This window comes from Chryseobacterium sp. 2P, from assembly GCF_059579425.1.
On sequence record NZ_CM184194.1, the window covers coordinates 1,917,957 to 1,935,866 of the forward strand.

At 34.8% G+C, this 17,910-nt stretch carries 18 protein-coding genes; 11 read left to right on the plus strand and 7 right to left on the minus strand.

Annotated elements, in window-relative coordinates; translation table 11 throughout:
• The first annotated feature begins 111 nt into the window (after window positions 1-111).
• The 3 genes from AC52CF_RS08740 (at window position 112) to AC52CF_RS08750 (ending at window position 2,829) form a co-directional block, all read left to right on the plus strand.
• Complete coding sequence (locus AC52CF_RS08740) at window positions 112-1,077, plus strand: PH domain-containing protein (RefSeq protein WP_496518072.1); 966 nt, start codon at window positions 112-114, stop codon at window positions 1,075-1,077.
• A 64-nt stretch (window positions 1,078-1,141) separates the two neighbouring features.
• The gene (locus AC52CF_RS08745) at window positions 1,142-1,975 is read left to right on the plus strand and encodes a PH domain-containing protein (protein ID WP_496518073.1); all 834 of its coding nucleotides are present in this window, start codon (window positions 1,142-1,144) and stop codon (window positions 1,973-1,975) included.
• 56 nt (window positions 1,976-2,031) lie between these two features.
• Window positions 2,032-2,829, plus strand: a complete 798-nt coding sequence (locus AC52CF_RS08750; RefSeq protein ID WP_290265292.1) for a class I SAM-dependent methyltransferase — start codon at window positions 2,032-2,034, stop codon at window positions 2,827-2,829.
• A 56-nt stretch (window positions 2,830-2,885) separates the two neighbouring features.
• Here AC52CF_RS08750 and AC52CF_RS08755 read toward each other — a convergent pair whose 3' ends face one another.
• From AC52CF_RS08755 to AC52CF_RS08770, 4 genes are all read right to left on the minus strand, one after another.
• Window positions 2,886-3,155: a YtxH domain-containing protein gene (locus AC52CF_RS08755; RefSeq protein ID WP_214589936.1), complete on the minus strand. Its 270-nt coding sequence runs from the start codon at window positions 3,153-3,155 to the stop codon at window positions 2,886-2,888.
• Between the two features lie 97 nt (window positions 3,156-3,252).
• A complete protein-coding gene (locus AC52CF_RS08760; protein ID WP_496518074.1) occupies window positions 3,253-4,095 on the minus strand; it encodes an isoaspartyl peptidase/L-asparaginase in 843 nt (280 codons plus the stop codon).
• Between the two features lie 2 nt (window positions 4,096-4,097).
• Window positions 4,098-4,817: a YoaK family protein gene (locus tag AC52CF_RS08765; protein ID WP_214589934.1), complete on the minus strand. Its 720-nt coding sequence runs from the start codon at window positions 4,815-4,817 to the stop codon at window positions 4,098-4,100.
• A 16-nt stretch (window positions 4,818-4,833) separates the two neighbouring features.
• Window positions 4,834-5,721, minus strand: a complete 888-nt coding sequence (locus AC52CF_RS08770) for a cyanophycinase (protein ID WP_214591096.1) — start codon at window positions 5,719-5,721, stop codon at window positions 4,834-4,836.
• A gap of 300 nt (window positions 5,722-6,021) precedes the next feature.
• On the opposite strand from AC52CF_RS08770, the gene AC52CF_RS08775 reads away from it, so the two are divergent.
• The 8 genes from AC52CF_RS08775 (at window position 6,022) to cphA (ending at window position 15,221) form a co-directional block, all read left to right on the plus strand.
• On the plus strand, window positions 6,022-6,204 hold the full coding sequence (locus AC52CF_RS08775; RefSeq protein ID WP_214589933.1) for a bacteriocin-like protein: 183 nt from the start codon (window positions 6,022-6,024) through the stop codon (window positions 6,202-6,204).
• Entirely contained in the window at window positions 6,198-7,058 is an 861-nt protein-coding gene (locus AC52CF_RS08780; protein ID WP_214589932.1) for a GLPGLI family protein, read from the plus strand. The genes AC52CF_RS08775 and AC52CF_RS08780 overlap by 7 nt, the downstream gene beginning before the upstream one ends.
• 455 nt (window positions 7,059-7,513) lie before the next feature.
• Window positions 7,514-8,164, plus strand: a complete 651-nt coding sequence (locus AC52CF_RS08785; RefSeq protein WP_214589931.1) for a hypothetical protein — start codon at window positions 7,514-7,516, stop codon at window positions 8,162-8,164.
• A gap of 118 nt (window positions 8,165-8,282) precedes the next feature.
• The gene (locus AC52CF_RS08790; RefSeq protein ID WP_214589930.1) at window positions 8,283-10,010 is read left to right on the plus strand and encodes a hypothetical protein; all 1,728 of its coding nucleotides are present in this window, start codon (window positions 8,283-8,285) and stop codon (window positions 10,008-10,010) included.
• A gap of 164 nt (window positions 10,011-10,174) precedes the next feature.
• Window positions 10,175-10,327 (plus strand): D-aminoacyl-tRNA deacylase, encoded by a 153-nt coding sequence (locus AC52CF_RS08795; RefSeq protein ID WP_214589929.1) that lies wholly within the window; start codon window positions 10,175-10,177, stop codon window positions 10,325-10,327.
• 229 nt (window positions 10,328-10,556) lie between these two features.
• Complete coding sequence (locus AC52CF_RS08800; protein ID WP_214589928.1) at window positions 10,557-11,747, plus strand: winged helix-turn-helix domain-containing protein; 1,191 nt, start codon at window positions 10,557-10,559, stop codon at window positions 11,745-11,747.
• Window positions 11,748-11,772: 25 nt separating this feature from the next.
• Window positions 11,773-12,084, plus strand: a complete 312-nt coding sequence (locus tag AC52CF_RS08805; protein ID WP_496518075.1) for a DUF1905 domain-containing protein — start codon at window positions 11,773-11,775, stop codon at window positions 12,082-12,084.
• 509 nt (window positions 12,085-12,593) lie between these two features.
• A complete protein-coding gene (cphA, locus tag AC52CF_RS08810) occupies window positions 12,594-15,221 on the plus strand; it encodes a cyanophycin synthetase (protein ID WP_375191127.1) in 2,628 nt (875 codons plus the stop codon).
• Between the two features lie 84 nt (window positions 15,222-15,305).
• On the opposite strand, the gene AC52CF_RS08815 is transcribed toward cphA, so the two are convergent.
• From AC52CF_RS08815 to AC52CF_RS08825, 3 genes are all read right to left on the minus strand, one after another.
• Window positions 15,306-15,761, minus strand: coding sequence for a hypothetical protein (locus AC52CF_RS08815; RefSeq protein ID WP_375181319.1), 456 nt, complete (start codon window positions 15,759-15,761; stop codon window positions 15,306-15,308).
• Between the two features lie 16 nt (window positions 15,762-15,777).
• Window positions 15,778-16,962 carry a hypothetical protein gene (locus tag AC52CF_RS08820; RefSeq protein ID WP_375181318.1) on the minus strand — a complete coding sequence of 395 codons (1,185 nt, stop codon included), beginning with the start codon at window positions 16,960-16,962 and terminating at the stop codon, window positions 15,778-15,780.
• An 82-nt stretch (window positions 16,963-17,044) separates the two neighbouring features.
• Window positions 17,045-17,881, minus strand: a complete 837-nt coding sequence (locus AC52CF_RS08825; protein WP_375181317.1) for a type 1 glutamine amidotransferase — start codon at window positions 17,879-17,881, stop codon at window positions 17,045-17,047.
• Window positions 17,882-17,910 lie beyond the last annotated feature (29 nt).

Consider the following 17,910-nt stretch of genomic DNA (forward strand, 5'->3'; position numbering starts at 1 on the left):
TTAATCCTGATGCTTTTTTATTTTCAGTTGGTACGATTTAATTACAAATTTGTATTTTAGAAAATCATAAAATTGTTTTGTGATTTTTAAAACTATTAAACATAAAACCCAATGAACAATATTTGTGGATTGTGCGGAACTCCTTTAACGGCTATGGATACGCTTTTGGGCGAAAACAAACTGGCAGACAATCATATTCTCTGTAACAAATGCCTGAATGAAGCTTCCGGTATCAATAAGGATATTGTTAATAATCTGCAGCAGTTTTTCCTGCCCGAGATCAGGGGAATTATTTTGCAGGGGAAAATCGGCGAAGTTGAAAATCCGGCTTCTTCACAGACTTCAAATGTACAGCGTTCCCAAACTCCTTCTTTTGGATTTGGCGGAACAGTGACCAGACTTGATGATATTCAGGATCAGATTGTTGCCCTGAATGCGAGGCTGAGCATTTTTGTAAACAGCGAAGTAAAAGAGCTCGTTCATATTTTAGAAAATAATGAAAGGTTAACCGCGATTGCAGAAGGTCTTACCATGCCTTCGAAGGTGGAAGGACTTTTGTTTTCTACGCAGAAAAGAGTTGTTTTCATAGATAAAAAGCTTTTTGGAAATGTGCAGAAAGATGAATATCTCTTCGAACATATACGTTCTGTTGAGCATGTGGAAAGTCTTTTATATTCAACGTTAAAAATTTTCTCTAAAAACGGTTCCACAGCAGAGTTTAAGCTTCATAACAAAAGTGACGGGAACAACTTCTGCAACGCAGTTAATCAATATCTGCATGGGAATGTGAATCAGCCTGTTCAACAACAACAACAACAACAACAACAACAACAACAACAACAACAACAACAACAAATTCAGTCTTCGTCTTTTAATCTCTACAATATGCCGGTTGCTGAGAATCCGTTTCAAAAGCCTGAGGATTCAAATCCGGTACAGCAGAATTCTGGTGTACAGAAAGAAGCTCCGGAAGTTATTTTTGAACAGCTGGAAAAGCTCGGCAAACTTAGGGAAATGGGTGTTCTGACGGATCAGGAATTTGCGGAACAGAAGAAAAAATTATTAGACCGGCTTTAATCCCTGTTTTTCTTTTTTAGCTAAATCAAAAATTAAAACAGGTTAAATATAATAAGATATTATAATGAATAATCATTGCGGATTGTGTGGAAAAGAACTCACTTCAATCGATATGATGTTGGGTGAAAATAAGCTTTCTGACGGAAATATTATCTGTAATTCATGCCTTGAAAAAGCGAGTGTGCTGAATGAAGAATTGCTTTCGGATCTGCACCGTTTCAGCTTAAAAGACATTGAAAGCCTGCTCCAAAACGGAGAAATTGTTCAGCATGAAACCGTTCAGGAAAATATTTCTGAAAATGTACCTGCTGTTGCAGATTCAGAGCGAAGGGTGCTGTCAAAAGATCTTTATAAAAGACGACTGAAAGAAATAAAAAATCAGATGGAAGGTTTAAGAGCCAGTCTTTCTATGTTTACAAAGGGAGAAATTAAGGAACTTCCTTATATTCTTGATCCTGACGAAGTGATTCTAGCGATTACCGATGCACAGTTTGCAAAAACTACGGATGCCGGAATTCTGCTTACGACTCCAAAAAGAATGATTTCAGTTTCCAAAGCGATGTTTTCACCTGCAAAAGTGAATGAATTTCTTAATGAGGATATTCTTGAAGTAAGCTTCGTCAAAAACTTTGTATCGCCGAACATCAGAATTCATACAAAAGATAAAATGTTTGAGTTTGAGTCGTTTTTTAATAAAGATTATGCTGAAGATTTTTACCAGTTCATCAGTAAAATATACAACAGGGAAGACGTTTCGGAAACATCCTCTGCAGAACAGGATGTAATTTCTGAAAGCGTTCTTGAGCAGCTCGAAAAATTAGGAAAATTAAGAGAAAACGGCATTTTAACGGAGGAAGAATTTACCTTACAGAAGAAAAAACTATTAGAAAAACTATGATGAAAGCAATCTTTTTAAGAAGACTTGTTTAAACTTTTATCTAAAAATTAAAACCAATGGAAAATTATCTTGAAATAAACAAAAATTCGTGGAATGCGAAAGTAGAACCGCATCTCAAATCAGATTTTTATTTTGTAGACGAGTTTCTGAAAGGAAGAACTTCCCTGAATTCCATCGAATTGGAACTTTTAGGAAATATTGAAGGAAAAACCATTCTTCATCTCCAGTGTCATTTCGGACAGGATTCTGTGTCGCTGTCGAGAATGGGCGCGAAAGTTACAGGAATTGATCTGTCGGATAAAGCCATTGCAGCAGCAAAAGATCTGGCTCAGAAAGCAGGAACCGATACAGAATTTCTCTGTACAGATCTGTACAGTCTTCCCGATGTTCTCGATCAGAAATTCGATATTGTTTTTACAAGCTACGGAACAATCGGCTGGCTTCCCGATTTGGGAGAATGGGCAAAAGTGATTAACCACTTTCTGAAACCGGAAGGAAAATTCATCATGGCAGAATTTCACCCTGTAGTCTGGATGTATGATGATGATTTTAAAGGCATACAATACAATTATTTCAACGAAAAGCCGATTGTGGAAACCTATGAAGGAACGTATGCAGATCAGTCTGCGGACATCGTTCAGGATTATGTGATGTGGAACCATTCTCTGGCGGAAGTTCTTCAGAATTTAATTGAACAGGATCTTCAGATTAAAAGATTTCAGGAATTCGACTGGTCGCCGTATCCATGTTTCAGGCATGTTGAAGAATTTGAAAAAGGAAAATGGAGAATCCCTCAGTTCGGAAATAAAATTCCTTTGGTTTTCGCGATTGAAGCACAAAAAAAGTCATCGTAATAAAAACTACGATGACTTTCCTGTATATATGAATGTTAAAATAAACTATTTATGGTCTAGCTTACCGCTTCCTGAGCTTTATTTTTAAGATCTTCCGCTTTATCCTGAGCCTGAGAAGCTACGTCGTTTGCTTTGTCTTTTACCTGCGAAGCAACATTATTGGCTTTATCTTTAAGATCATTTCCCCATTTGTTTAGGTTGTCTTTTGCGGTGTTGATCTTATCTTTCACCATCTGCTTATCTTCTTCAGAAGAATTTTTGTATTTCCAGTATGCAATTGCTCCTAATCCTAATAACGCTAATAAGCCTTTTGTCTTATTTCCCATGATTTCTATTTTTTTTAGTTAATATTAAAGTTTGATGTTAGTAATCATGTAAAATGTGTGCCAAAAAAATAAACAGACTTATAAAATAATGTTAAATTTAATTGAAAACTTCAAAATTTTCTCGGTCAAAACTTGCGAAAACCATAGTGGGATAAGAGTCCTGATGGTATATATTTCCATTTTTATCAATGGCAATAGCACCCGCAAAGCCATCAATGGTTTTTAACTCGTCGAAAGTTTTTGTAAACGCTTCTTCTATCGTCATACCATCGGTAACTCGGGTTACAATTTTCGTTGCGGTGGCATTGCTCACAATGTCTTCACCCACTCCGGTACAGCTTACCGCGCAGAAAGAATTGGCATAATTTCCGGCAACTGTTGCCGAGTCTGATATTCTTCCCGGGATTTCAAAACCTTTTCCTCCGGTAGAAGTGGCAACTGCTAATTTTCCGTCCTTATCAATTGCGACGCAGCCTACCGTTCCTTTTCCGCCATTTTCCAGTTTTGCTTCATATTCTTTTCTTCTTTGCGGAATTTCAGTTGAAAAATTCTCGAAACCATGTTCTGTTGCGTAATTTTTAGCGCCGCTTCCTCCCAAAACCCTGTCGTCTTCCTTCATCAGCTCTTTCGCCACAAAAACGGGATTCTTCACATCCTGAATATTGATAACACCGCTTAGTTTCTGGGTTTCTCCATCCATAATCGCAGCACTCATCCTGATCACACCATCACTCTGGATCTGCGAACCGATTCCTGCATTGTACAGCTCATCATCTTCCAGTAAAGAAACAGCGTAGGCAACGGTATCAAATGCTGAGTTGGATTTTAAATATTCAAATGCTTTCTGAGCAATATTTTTTAATGAATTTTGTTTGGCTGTTTTCACTTCGTGGCTTTGGTCGCTTTCCGAGAAAAATCCGCCGTGGATGATTATTTTCATTTTTAATGTTGTTTTCTGTAGACAATATACCCAATTTTGATAAAATCATACAATATTCCTGAAATCAATGTTAGGGCAGCTAAAATTAATATTTTTAAACTCAATGATCCATAAAGTGTTCCTCCGGTAATACCTCCCAGAAAGAAAAAACTGATGATGGAAATCCTGAGTTTTATTGAAGACAAAAGTTTCTTTCTTTTATCATCCGCTTTTTTATAAAAGAAAAGCTGTGAAAGTTCAATACCCAGATCTGTAAATAATCCGGTTAAATGGGTTGTTCTTACTGTTGCATTGGAAATAGTGGTTACCATTGAATTTTGTAAACCCATGGCAAACAGCAGAATAAAAGACAGAAGAACAGAGTTGTATACTATAAAGTAATTTCCCCAGATACCGGCTGCCAGTAAAAGGCAGCATTCAATAAGAGTGGGAATTATATACAGATATTTACTGTTTTTTCTTGATGCAAATTCTGTTATGAAATTCGAGACAAAAGATCCGAAAAAGAAAAAAAGTATGTACAGAAAGTAAACTGTTCCCTTCCAGAATCTAAGACTGAATATCTCATCAATAAAATAAGCAAAATGACCTGTTATATTAGTTGTAAGAGTCTGTACAGACAGGTAACCGGCAACATTTACAATTCCGGCAACAAAAGACAATAAACATGCTATATGCAAATTATGATAATATGTCCTTGTTCTGCCTTTATGTCTGAACATACTCTACAGATCGTATTTAACGGTCTTGCGGGATCGGATTAAACTGAGAATTTTCTATCGTCAGAGTTTTTGTCGTAAGATCATAATGATCGTTCATCGACATTACATGAACCGTTAAATTATCAATAGAAATAGGCTCTCCAAGATTAATATTCGTAAGATTAGTGTCTTTAATAAACCTTCCGTCCACCAGAATCACCAGTCCGGAACCTACCGCCGTCATCACATCATTGTGGATGAACAATCCGGTATCTTCTCCCAGACCGATTCCCAGAGTTCTCGGATTGTTTACTACCGCCTGAAAAAGTCTTCCGATTCTTCCTCTCTGTACGAAGTGTGTATCGATAATCACGTTATCGATCAGTCCCAAACCCTGCGTGGTTTTAATTTCTCCTTTCAGCAAAGCTTCGGAACTGCTTCCCTGATAAATCATATTCTCCGATGCTGCTGCGGCTCCGGCAGAAGTTCCTGAGTAAATGAAATCCTGTTCCTGATATTTCAGTAAAATGGTATCGTGAAACCTTGTTCCGCCAAGAATTGAAGTCAGTCTCAATTGATCTCCACCCGTAAACATCACTACATCTGCTGCATTGGCTCTGGCAACAATCGCATCAGAATTTGCTTCCTCACGGTTATGAATGTCAAGGATGTTTACATTTTTAGCGCCTAGAAATTCGAAGGCTTTTTTATATTCGGAACCTACAATTTGCGGAATCTGAGAGGCAGTTGTGATAATCTCAATCACGGAATTCTCTTTTAACTTCGATTCATTGATAATCTTTCGAAGAATTCCTCTCTCAAAGAAATTCAGGTTTTTTTCTACGTTTTGATCAAAATCGGTTTCTGCAAAACTTCCTTTGTTTACAGCACCTCCGATAACAATTAATTTTCCAACAGGTTTCATCATAGGGTGCAAATTTAAAAAATAATTAACATTTGAGAAAGGATTAAGAGGGATTGATAATCAATAAGTGAAAATAAAATTTAAAAAGCAGGTATGAGAAGTGATTGTTTCTTTATTTCTTTGGTATTAATTGTGTTTTTAATCTGTTGTAAACTCCAGAAAAGTTAAGGTGATTGTTTTGTATGATAGTATTTTTAAATGTGTATAAGTATCTATCTCAAAATAATTTAACATAATAAAATTTTTCTTTTTAATGTGATTTATATTGTTAAATTAGCAGTGAACATACACATGAAAATAATGAAAAAACTAAAAAAATTATCTCGAGATGACCTTAAAACAGTAATAGGTGGAAAGGCTTGCAGCCAATGGGTTGGTATTACTGCTTTTTGCGGAGCTACCTATTCTTTATGTACAGACAATTATAAGAATTGGGCAGAATTACAAGAAGCTGTAGAATATTTTAATGATGCAAAATGCTAATTACAAATGAAAAGAATTATGATAGCCGTAATTTATTACGGTTATTGTTCTTATTCTTAAGTTTTTTCTCCTATGCTCAGATTTCTGTGAGCGGAAATTTTTCTATGAAACCTGATTCTTATGAAGCAATGGTTATTGACAGCAGTTATCAGAATGTTTACTATAAAACAGAATTTGTTAAAGATACCAAAAAGAAAAATCTGGAAACAACCTGCGTTCTGCAGATAGGAAAGAAATATTCTAAATTTTCAGATTTTAATGTATTGCGTAAAGATTCTTTAATGGAGAAATACAGTCATTTGGAGAAAATAGGAGCTAAAGAATTAAATCAGTCTCTTAATTTAGCAGAAAAATGGAAAAGTGTTTTAATAAAAAATTTTCCGGAAAATAAAATTACAGTGCAGGATAAAGCAAATATCATGTACCAATATGAAGAAGAACAGCCGTCTCCTGACTGGAAACTTGAAAACGAGACAAGGGAGATTCTAGGCTATGTATGTAACAAAGCCACGGCAAAGTATCGGGGAAGAAAGTATACAGCATGGTATTGTAAAGAAATTCCTATTAATAACGGACCCTATATTTTTCAGAATCTTCCCGGCTTGATTTTAGAAATAGAGGATAGTAAAGAGAATTTTCATTTTACTGCAGTTGGAATGGATAAAAAAGCAGATAAAATCTATTTAAGAACCGAAAAAAGAATTCTTCATGTAACCCGAGAGCAGTTTAGAAAAGCCCTTCAAACGTACTGTGATAATCCCGGTTTTTTCCATGGGAAGGCTTACAATGAGGATGGAAGCCAGATCGCTGTAAAATCTGCACCTCTTCCATATAACCCCATTGAACTGGAATAATAAGCGGATTAAAGTTTCACCTTAGGGTTAAAAGGTATTTTCTCTACAGAAAACAGGAATTTCTCTGGTGTAAAAAGTAATTGACTCTTATGAAAATTGATTTCAGCCAACAGATAAAAGAAATTCGTCCTACAGAAAACAGCATTTTGCCGGGCGAAAAAAGCTGTTAATATTGGTGCGCAGTCGTTTTGTACGGTATGCAATATTCATTATCCTGCGAACCAAAGGTTTTTTAATCCCAAGAAGGACAAAATTTCACCAATAAATATTTTTTATTTGCTTATGATGAGTAATAGATTTTATCTTATGTATAGACTGTTAATGATTGGTTTTAAATTATTTATAAAGGTGTTAAAAAAAATTTTAAAAATATAATTTTTTAAAAAAATGTTTAACTATATATTGAATTGATAATAAAAATTATTATATTAGTATTAAATTAAAAACAAGTAACCATGTATATTAAACAGGAAGAATATCTTCCACTGGCCAAAGATCTTATGGCTAGTTTCAGCAGGGATCTTTTGCTTTTTGCAGAGGAAGATCATAATTATACACAGGCATATAAAGATGCTTTTCAGTCGAAAATTACAGAAGTAGAGCAGAAAGAAGCCAGTAATACGGCTTTGGTACAGCAGAAACAGGCAACGCAGGCACTTTATCTTTTAGGAGAAGACCTGAAGAAACCTCTTAAAAGTCTACGGATACGCATTGAAAGAGCAGGGATTCCCACTAACCTCACCACACAGATTCTGACGGATATTAAGAAGCGTAATTTCGAAGGAGTCGGCAGTAAGCTTACAGACCTTATTTCATTGGTCGATGCCCATCTTACGGTTTTACAGGATAAGGGAATGAAAAGTACGATACCTCAGGATTTGCAGGATTTTCAATTGGCTATTGCCGCAAAAGCCGATGAGCAGACGCAGTTAATGAAAAAGGTAGCAGGAATCATCGGCACTCAAAAAGAGCTGTACGACGGCTTATACAAATATATTTCTGAGATCTGCGAAGATGGCAAATTAATCTTCGAAGGACAGCAAAAAGCCGATGAATATATCATCAAAAGAATGCTCGCCAAGCTGCGCTGCATGTGGATAAGGTAAAGAGCGGGGAGGGGAAGATAACTTCTTAGGTGTTTTTAGTTTGTATTGGCGCAATGTGCTGATGCAAATGTTAATTGTTATTTTTTAAATGACCCTATAAAAATTTGTAAATTAAAAAATGGTTTCATTATATACATTATCTAAATTATCATCAGATAGAACTTCTTCAAGAGTAAAAAACTCATCAGATAAAGCACCTGACTTTTTAGCAATTTATTCAAATAAGGAGAATGCTACTTTTCAGGATAGATTAATTGATGCTTGTCAAAAATCACACGATGATCCAAAAGGAGTTGATGAATTGTTGTTTATTGCAATACCTGAAAGATTAATTGCTAAGTTGATTTATATGTCTATTGGAAAACCAACTGACAAACCTTATTTAGAATTATCTTCAAATTTTAGTACGGATTCTTTAAATTTATTAGAGCTGATTAGAAAAGAAGACGAACAAGTAGAATTTTACAATATAAAAACTTCCGAACAAATTAAAAAAGCAGAGACAATACTTTTATGTGGTGGTTTAAGTCCAGTTGATGACTCTATTGCTCTTCTATGTGAGTTTGGTAGAGCTTATAGAGTTAGTAAAATTCTTAAAAAGCCAATAAGAGTAATGTTGGCTGATAGTGAGTGGATGAGTTCTAATAAAACTATTCGACAATTTAAAACTTTAAATGAAACACAAATTAATGAAGGGTTAGATAAATGTAGAGATAGGAAAGGAAAACTTTATTCAAAATTTGGCTTTGAAGTTGATTTAAGACAAATCGTTCATTTTGAAAGAAAAGATTTCATCAACAGTGAAAAATTAGCAAAAATAAGTAAATACTATCTTGAACTTTCTAAAACTCTTTGGGGAGAAAAAGCAATTGGCAAAAGATTAGACCATAATTTAGTTTCCATTATATCAAAGCCATTAAATAATATAACATTTTTGGATAAAGAACTATTAGACTTATTACCAGAACATATTAGAGTACTCTCTCAATTTCCAAGTGTATTGGGTGCAATAGAAAAACAACTTAATGACCATTTACAAATCTTAAGAACAATAGCAAAACAGTTTAATATTTTTGACGAAAACACTTTTAGTTATTTTTTCGCACAATATTTTGCGCAAGACAAGTACAAAGGCAAAGTACTAAAAATAGCTCCAATTTCAGAGTCAAAGTTTGATAAACCTTTTAATGATTTAGATAAATATTTTAAAACTTGGGGAGAGGGTCACACAACAAAAGATTTGTTATCTGATGAAAAAAGTTTAAACCAATTCTTTAATGAAGAAAGAATTTCATCAATTTATTCGCCTCAATATCAAATTGGCAAATACAGAGTGCTTCCTTACACACCACTTTCATTAGATTTTGGAAGTAAAGACGAAAAAAACCACGAACATCTTTATGATGAAATTATATTAATTGACAGAGTGCAAGAAAGTAAATTAGTTCAAGAAATAATAAAAATGACTCCTGTTTTACAAAGAAATAAAATATTTTCCGATCTAATTTGGTTTGTTATTCTTGCAACCGAACAATTAGGAATTGAAGTAATTAATAATTTGTTAAAATCAAATAATAAGCCGACAATAAATGCACAACTTAATAAATTTTCTGAAAAACTTAAAAATAATTTTGAAAAAGACTTAAAATATGCCATAAATGGTCAAATTAATGATTTATGGAAAATTTGGTTTAGAAAAATTCAAGAAGATTCAAAAGACACATATTTGCCATCTCATTTACATTTTCACTTACTTGACGAATCAGATTGGAATGAAAATGCGTTTGAATTTGCTACGGGATTTGTAGAAAGCACAATTTTGATTTATAATAAAATAATTTCTTAAAAATATGAGATCAGTAATACAAAGAGTTTTTAAATTTGTCACTATTAATTTATAATCAAATTTATTCAAAAATAAAAAAAGTAATAGTTGTTTAATTAGATTTAGTAAATCAGACACAGTAAATAATTGAACAAATTTCATCAAAAATAAGCAGCCTAAGAATATTGAATGGTGAAAATGGACATTTAGAGAAATCATTATTTGAAACTAATGGAGACATATTAATTATAAGCAACTTTACATTATACGCTGATATAAAAAAAGTAAAATATGATTTTACAAAAGCAGGAAAATCTGATATTGCAAAATGTCTATGATTTATTTAGCATATCGACAAACTTGGTATAACAAATATTAAAATAGGACAATTCTGTAAATATATGACTGTTATTAGTCTTTATGATTGATCAGTTTAATAATTGAAAACGAATAGTAAATGAAAGCAGATAACAATGGTTTGTCAAAATGGGGGCAGAAGTGCTTTTACCAAACATTATTGTAAGGTTCAACTTTAGTAATTCTATTGAATTTTTCGTAATAACAATTATGACGGAAGAATTGACTTTATCACAGCTTCGTTTTTTGACATTAGAAAGTCAGGGATTAACAAAACCATATCCTTTTGGAAAAGGTAAAAATGCAGTTCTTCAGGCATTAGAACATCTTGGATATCTACAAATTGACACTTTATCAGTTGTTGAAAGAGCTCATCATCATACACTTTGGACGAGAATACCTGATTATAAAGCAGAATATTTAGATGAATTGGTTGAAGAACATAAAATATTTGAATATTGGTTTCATGCTGCGTCTTATCTGTCCATAAAGGATTTTCGGTTTGCATTGCCTCAAATGATAGGGGTGAAACAAAGCAAAACGCATTATTACAATGTAGACCCAAAAGTGATGAAGTATGTTTTAGATACCATTCGTGGAGAAGGTCCCAAAAGAGCAAGGGATTTTGAAAATAAAACCAAAAAAGCGGGAAGCTGGTGGAGCTGGAAACCTACAAAAATAGCTCTTGAAAGACTTTTTTTGCAAGGTGACTTAATGATTACAGGCAGAAAGGGAATGCAAAAAACGTATGACCTTACTGAAAATGTTTTACCAAACACAATTGATACAGCTTTACCAACTGAACTCGAATTCGCTGAATATTTAGTAAAAACCTATTTGAAAGCCTATGGATTTACGACAGTAAAGCAAATTACCCATCTTAAAACAGGAGAATTAATACGAAAAAATGTTGACATCGTCTTAAAATCAATGCTTCAGGAAGGAACCATAAAACAAGTAAATATTGAAAATATGCCTTCTGTTTTTGTGAATAAAAGTTCACTTGAAAATTCGTTAAACAAAACCAGTTCAGACATTCGTATTTTATCGCCATTTGACAATTCAATTATTCATCGGGACAGAATAAAACAGTTTTTTAATTTTGATTATAAGATTGAATGTTACACACCAAAAGAGAAAAGGCAATACGGTTATTTCTGTTTACCTGTATTATTTGGCGACACCTTTATAGGACGGGTGGATTGTAAGGCGCACAGAAAAGAAAAAGAATTTGAAATCATCCATTTACACATTGAAAATACAAGTATTGACAGCGAATTATGGAAAGAATCGTTTGTAGAGAGGATGAAATCTTTTGCCTCTTTTAATGGTTGTAATATCATTAAACTGACAAAAGTTAGTCCATCAAAATTCACAAATAAAATAAGACCATTATTCTGATTAAATCATTGACTATAAAACAGCTATGAATCTGAAAAAAAGAGGAAGACTAAAGTATGAATTTACTACAAAAATGTGGCAGTCCTTCGGAAAGGGCGGTTGGTATTTTGTTTCGCTTCCGAATAAGCTGGCAGAAGAAATCAGAAAAAATTTAAAATCGGAAGAAGAAGGATGGGGGCGGTTAAAGGCAAAAGCACGAATTGGAGAGAGCGAATGGGAGACAGCTATCTGGTTTGACTCCAAACATGAAACGTACTTACTGCCATTAAAGGCAGAGATACGAAAAAAAGAAAAGCTTGAAACCGGTAAAGACATACAAACGATTCTATGGATTTAAAAAGAGAATCGTTTGTTTCTGTGGCAAATTGGTTCAGCTATTAAAGGTTTTTAGAATATCTTTGTTTAATTTTTTAAAGAAAGTTTAAACTCATTTTGAATTTAACCGCGAAAGAGGTACAAAAGACTTTATTGGATGTATGTAAAGTATTTCACAAGTCTGCAAAGAGAAAAAATCTTTGATTTTTTTTAAACTTATCTGCTCTTTCTTTTCATTTAAGGATTAAACTTAAACAACTAAAGTGTTACAATCTTTTGCGGTAAAAAAGTTTAGATGTAAACAGCTAACATAAAACGGTTGTTACTAATCCTTATTAAACAATCTTTAATGACGGCAGACATTCAAATAAGTTTCAATATATTGTTCTCTATTCCTGAGATTTTTAAAATTTTAATATTTTTTATTCATTTTTTAATAAATGTTTAACTGTGGTATAGTTTCGTTTCGGGTTTTACATTATCTTTGATTTTAAATGGAGTTATTGTTAACAAAAAAAATGCAAATAGACTATGAAAATTGAGAAGATACAGGCGTTACGGGGACCAAACATTTGGAGCATCAGAAGAAAGAAACTGATACAGATGAGATTGGACCTCGAAGAAATGGAGAATTTCCCAACCAATAAAATTGACGGTTTCAGAGAAAGAATAGAAAAACTGATTCCCTCTTTGTTCTCTCACAGATGTTCCGAAGGAGTAGAAGGCGGTTTTTTTCACCGTATCGAAACTGGAACATGGATGGGACACGTTATTGAGCATATCGCGTTGGAAATCCAGACTTTAGCAGGAATGGACGTTGGTTTCGGAAGAACGCGTGAAACAAAAACTCCGGGAGTGTACAATGTCGTATTCAACTATATCGAAGAAAATGCAGGAATTTACGCAGCCGAAGAATCGGTGAAAATTGCAGAAGCTTTAATAAAAGGGGAAGAGTACGATTTGAATGCCTGTATAAAAAAACTAAAAGAAATCAGGGAAAGAGTGCGCCTTGGTCCTTCTACGGGAAGTATCGTGGAAGAAGCGGTTTCCCGAAGAATTCCGTGGATCCGTCTGGGAACCAACTCTTTGGTTCAGTTGGGATATGGCGTAAATCAGCAGAGATTTCAGGCGACGATTACAGGAAATACAAGTTCAATTGCGGTAGATATTGCCTGTAATAAAGAGTTAACAAAAAAAATGCTCCACGATGCGGCAATTCCTGTTCCTATCGGAGATCTGATTGTGGATGAGGAAGGATTAGGAAGTGTGATAAGAAAAATCGGTTATCCTGTTGTGATTAAACCATTGGACGGAAACCACGGAAAAGGTTCTTCGATTAATGTGAACGACTGGGAATCTGCAAAAATAGGTCTTGAACACGCTCAGAAATACTCAAGAAAAGTTATTGTTGAAAAATACATCACCGGATACGATTTCAGAGTTTTGGTCATCAACAATAAAATGGTTGCCGCTGCAAGAAGAGTTCCGGCTCACGTTGTAGGAGACGGAGAACTGAATCTTCAGCAGTTAATTGATAAAGAAAATAAAGATCCGAGAAGAGGTTACGGACACGAAAATGTTTTAACCGAAATCTTAATTGATAAAGATACCACAGAGCTTCTTGAAAAACTTCAGTATACTCTGGAAACCGTTCCGCAGAAAGGGGAAGTGGTTTATCTGAAATCAACAGCCAATCTTTCTACAGGAGGAACTTCTATTGATGTTACCGATATGGTGCATCCGGAAAACATTACCATGGCGGAAAGAATTTCAAAAATCATTGGTCTTGATGTCTGCGGAATTGATATTATGGCAGAAAATTTAACCCAGCCCTTAAAAGAAAGCGGCGGTGCCATCATCGAAGTAAATGCAGCTCCGGGATTCAGAATGCACTTGGCTCCAAGTGAAGGATTGCCGAGAAATGTAGCTGCTCCCGTTGTAGATATGCTCTATCCGCAGGGAAAACCTTTTACCATCCCGATTATTGCAGTAACAGGAACGAATGGAAAAACAACCACCACAAGACTGATTTCCCATATCGTTAAAAGCAACGGCTACAGAGTAGGTTTCACCACATCAGACGGAATTTATATTCAAAATACGATGTTGACGAAAGGAGATACAACAGGGCCTCTTTCTGCTGAATTTATTCTGAAAGATCCAACGGTAGAATTTGCCGTTCTGGAAACTGCAAGAGGCGGAATCTTACGTTCCGGTTTAGGATTTTCTCAGTGTGACATCGGTGTTTTAACCAACATCAAAGAAGATCATTTGGGAATGAACGATATCCACAACCTGAAAGATCTTACCAGAGTAAAAAGGGTTGTTCTGGACAGCGTGAAGAAAAACGGATGGAGCGTAATGAATGCCGACGACGAATATTCCATGAGAATTGTTAATGATCTCCATTCTAATGTTGCCATTTTCAGTATGGATGAAAACAATCCGCACATAAAAAAATTCGCTAAAGAAGGTAAAATTACCTGTGTGTATGAAGAAGGGTTTGTCACCATTAAAAAAGGAGACTGGAAGATCAGGATCGGAAAGGCAAAAGATTTCCCGATCACGATGGAAGGAAAGGCTAAATTCATGATCGAAAATGTCTTAGCAGCAAGTCTGGCTTCCTATCTCTACGGTTTCGGGATCGAGGATATTTCGAATTCTTTAAGAACATTTATACCAAGTGCGCAGCTTACTCCGGGAAGATTGAACGTATTTAAATTCAAAAGCTTTAAAGTACTGATCGATTTTGCGCATAATCCTGCAGGGTATGAGGCAATTGAAGATTATCTTAAAAATGTAGAAGCAACGAAGAAGATCGGAATTATTTCCGGGGTAGGAGACAGACGTGATAATGACATCAGGGAATGTGGGAAAATTGCCGGAAGAATGTTCGATCATATTATCATCCGAAACGAGAAACATCTTCGCGGAAGAACGGAAGATGAAATCAACGGCTTAATTATCGAAGGAATGCAGTCTTCCGGAAGAGATGTAAGCTATGAGATTATACCAAAAGAAATTGAAGCTCTGAAACACGCCATGGGAATGGCTGAAGAAGGAACCTTCATTACCGCTTTAAGTGACGTGATTTCCAATGCGATTGATCTCGTACAGGAATATCAGGCGAGAGAATTGCTTGAAGATGATAAAATATAATCATACTATGATTTAAAAGTTTCGGCGGCATCTTCGATGCCGCCGAAACTAAATAAAAAAGCTTCGAAATTCGAAGCTTTTTTATTACATATTTTCCCAGATAGATTTTATTTTCTGCATTTTAACCAGATAAAAATATAAAGGGATTAATTCTAATCTTATGGTAAAACTTATATTTGGAACCGTAAAAGGAATAACAAACATCATGATGATACAAATTGCAATACCCAAAAAAGCATCAATAATAGCAGTTTGTGGCGCCCATTTCTGTTCAAACCAAAGTCCGTAGGCAACAATTCCTTTGAATATTAACAGTAATGTTACAATTATTCCGGGTAAAGTGTAAGGATGATTGGCATTGATGCCATAAAGCGATAGGCTTATATTACTTAAAAAAGGTGCAATCATTAAAAAAATGACCGCAAAAAAACCTCCAATCAAAAAGAACCATAAAAATATTTTGATCCAGAGCGGCAATAAACTCCTTCTTCGTGTATTGCCCTGCGTTTCAAACTCTTCAAAAGCTGACTTTTCTTCCATTGTTTATTCGTATAATCTATTCATCCGCAAAAAAAGCATTCGAACTTCCGATCCAGATCGCATCCTTTTTATTGAAATCTACATTTACCATGGCTGCTTTCGTCATTCTGCCCAGATTTTCCAGTAGAATAGGACGTTCGTCATTTTCGCGCCAGATATACAGTAACCTGATCTCTGCTTTTGAAAACTCTCCGTTGATATCCTCAAAAATCGGCTCATAGTTTACCTTTCTCTGCAAAATATAGTTTTCTTTATCCTCAATAGCATCAGTAATTTCCTTTGTCGGATTTAAATTGACTCCGCTTCCTGCAAAAGAAAATAAAGGTTTTAAAACGAAATTTTCAAGGTTTTCACTTTCCGGGAATTCATGCAGAAAATAACTTTTCGGAACAAACTGATGCTGTAAAAGCGGAAGGAGGAATTTAGAAATTTTAAAAAACCAGTTCGGATGCGTAACCCAGATTACATCAACATCTTCACGGAAATCAAATTCAGTTTTCAGATCCGGAATCCGGTCTAATTCGTCAAAGATAACACGGTTGTAAATCCTTCTGATTTCTGTTAATTTTCCATCGTTTTCATAGAATAATTTTCTTCCGTCTTTTTTTATTTTGGTTAAACATACCGTTTTTATTCCCAGTAATTTTTCAGTCAGAACAAAATCGATAGCGGTTTTCTGCTTTTCAGGATAAATTTCAAGGAGAATTACATGTTCAGGATTTTCATTACCCAGAATTAAATCTTTCATGTAATTTTTAAAATCTTCATGAGGTGTTTTATTTTGCAGCTCCGAAAGAAAAGGATAAACATCACAGAATGTCTGCTCAAAAACTTTCTGAAATGCATACAGTGAAGGAAAAGCCTGCAGCTCGATCAGCTGAGGTTCAATCTCGCCGTTTTCGCTCTTGCAGATCCCGAAATCTATCGTGAAAAAGTGAGGCTGTTTTGTGTCGTTGGGAACCCTGCAGTTATCAGGAATCGCTTTTTGTAAAGTTTCTTCAGGAAGATTTTTAATCTGTGTAATGATGCTTTCGCTGGCATCAATAAGTTTGGATTCAAATTCTTTTGTTAAAAACAAAGGACTTTCGGAAATTCTGAATCCGGCTTCCAGACCACTTTTCTGTTTTAAAATTTCTTTAAACTGATTGTATTTTTCCTGAGAAAATTCCTGATTAAATTGCTTTCTGTATTTTGGAATCATAATTCTTTTTCTTTTTGTGATTTAAAAAATCGGACAGTTTTTTGCCCGATTTTTTGTATTGATAATTTCGTGTATTACAAATTTAAGCCATTGCTTCTGCCTGCTTCAAAACGTTTTTTTTTGCGAACTGCAAAAATCTCGGCAGAATCTGTGCCTGAGTAAGGATAATCTTATCTTCATCATCCATTCTGTCTACAGTTTCAAGATACTTTTCCATTCCGAAATTTTCGATCATCGCCTGCTTGTTCTTTTCGTCTTTCAGATTTTCAATCATCCCTGCAGGATTGGCTTCCGGATGAAACTGTGTTCCGAATATTTCCTCCGAAAAACGAATCGCCATTACCGCTCTTTCAAGGTTAATGTGCGGGCGGAATTTTTCAATGGCAACGATTTTCATACCCAGTTCCTCAAAACGGTCATGATCCGGTTCGATAAACTGATACGCTCTGGAATCTACAGCATAGAAAGGATCGGGAAGATTTTTGAATAAAAATTCCTGTTCTCCTTCTTCGGTTTTATGAACCGGCATTACACCGAAAGAATAGGATTTCCTTTTGCAGATATTTCCAAGTTTCCAGTGAATACTTGCCAGCTGAAAAGAATGACAGATCAGAAACAGATATTTCTTATCATCGCTGTACTGGTTATGTTCAAAAACATTATCCAGAAACTGAGCAAATTTATCTTCCCATTCAAGACCTTCTCTGTGCGGATCTCCCGGACCTCCCGAAGAAATAAAAATATCGAAATCCTCTACATTGGGCATTTCATTTTTAAATCTTACATCAAATGTTTCAATGCTTACGTTTTCCTGAATACAGTTCTTTTTAAATGCTTCGGAAATTTCTTTAATATTTTTAAAACCCTGATTAACATGATTGTTGTTCATGTCCAGCAAAGCAATTCGAATATCATTCATACGACTTCATATTTTTTACAAAGTTACCA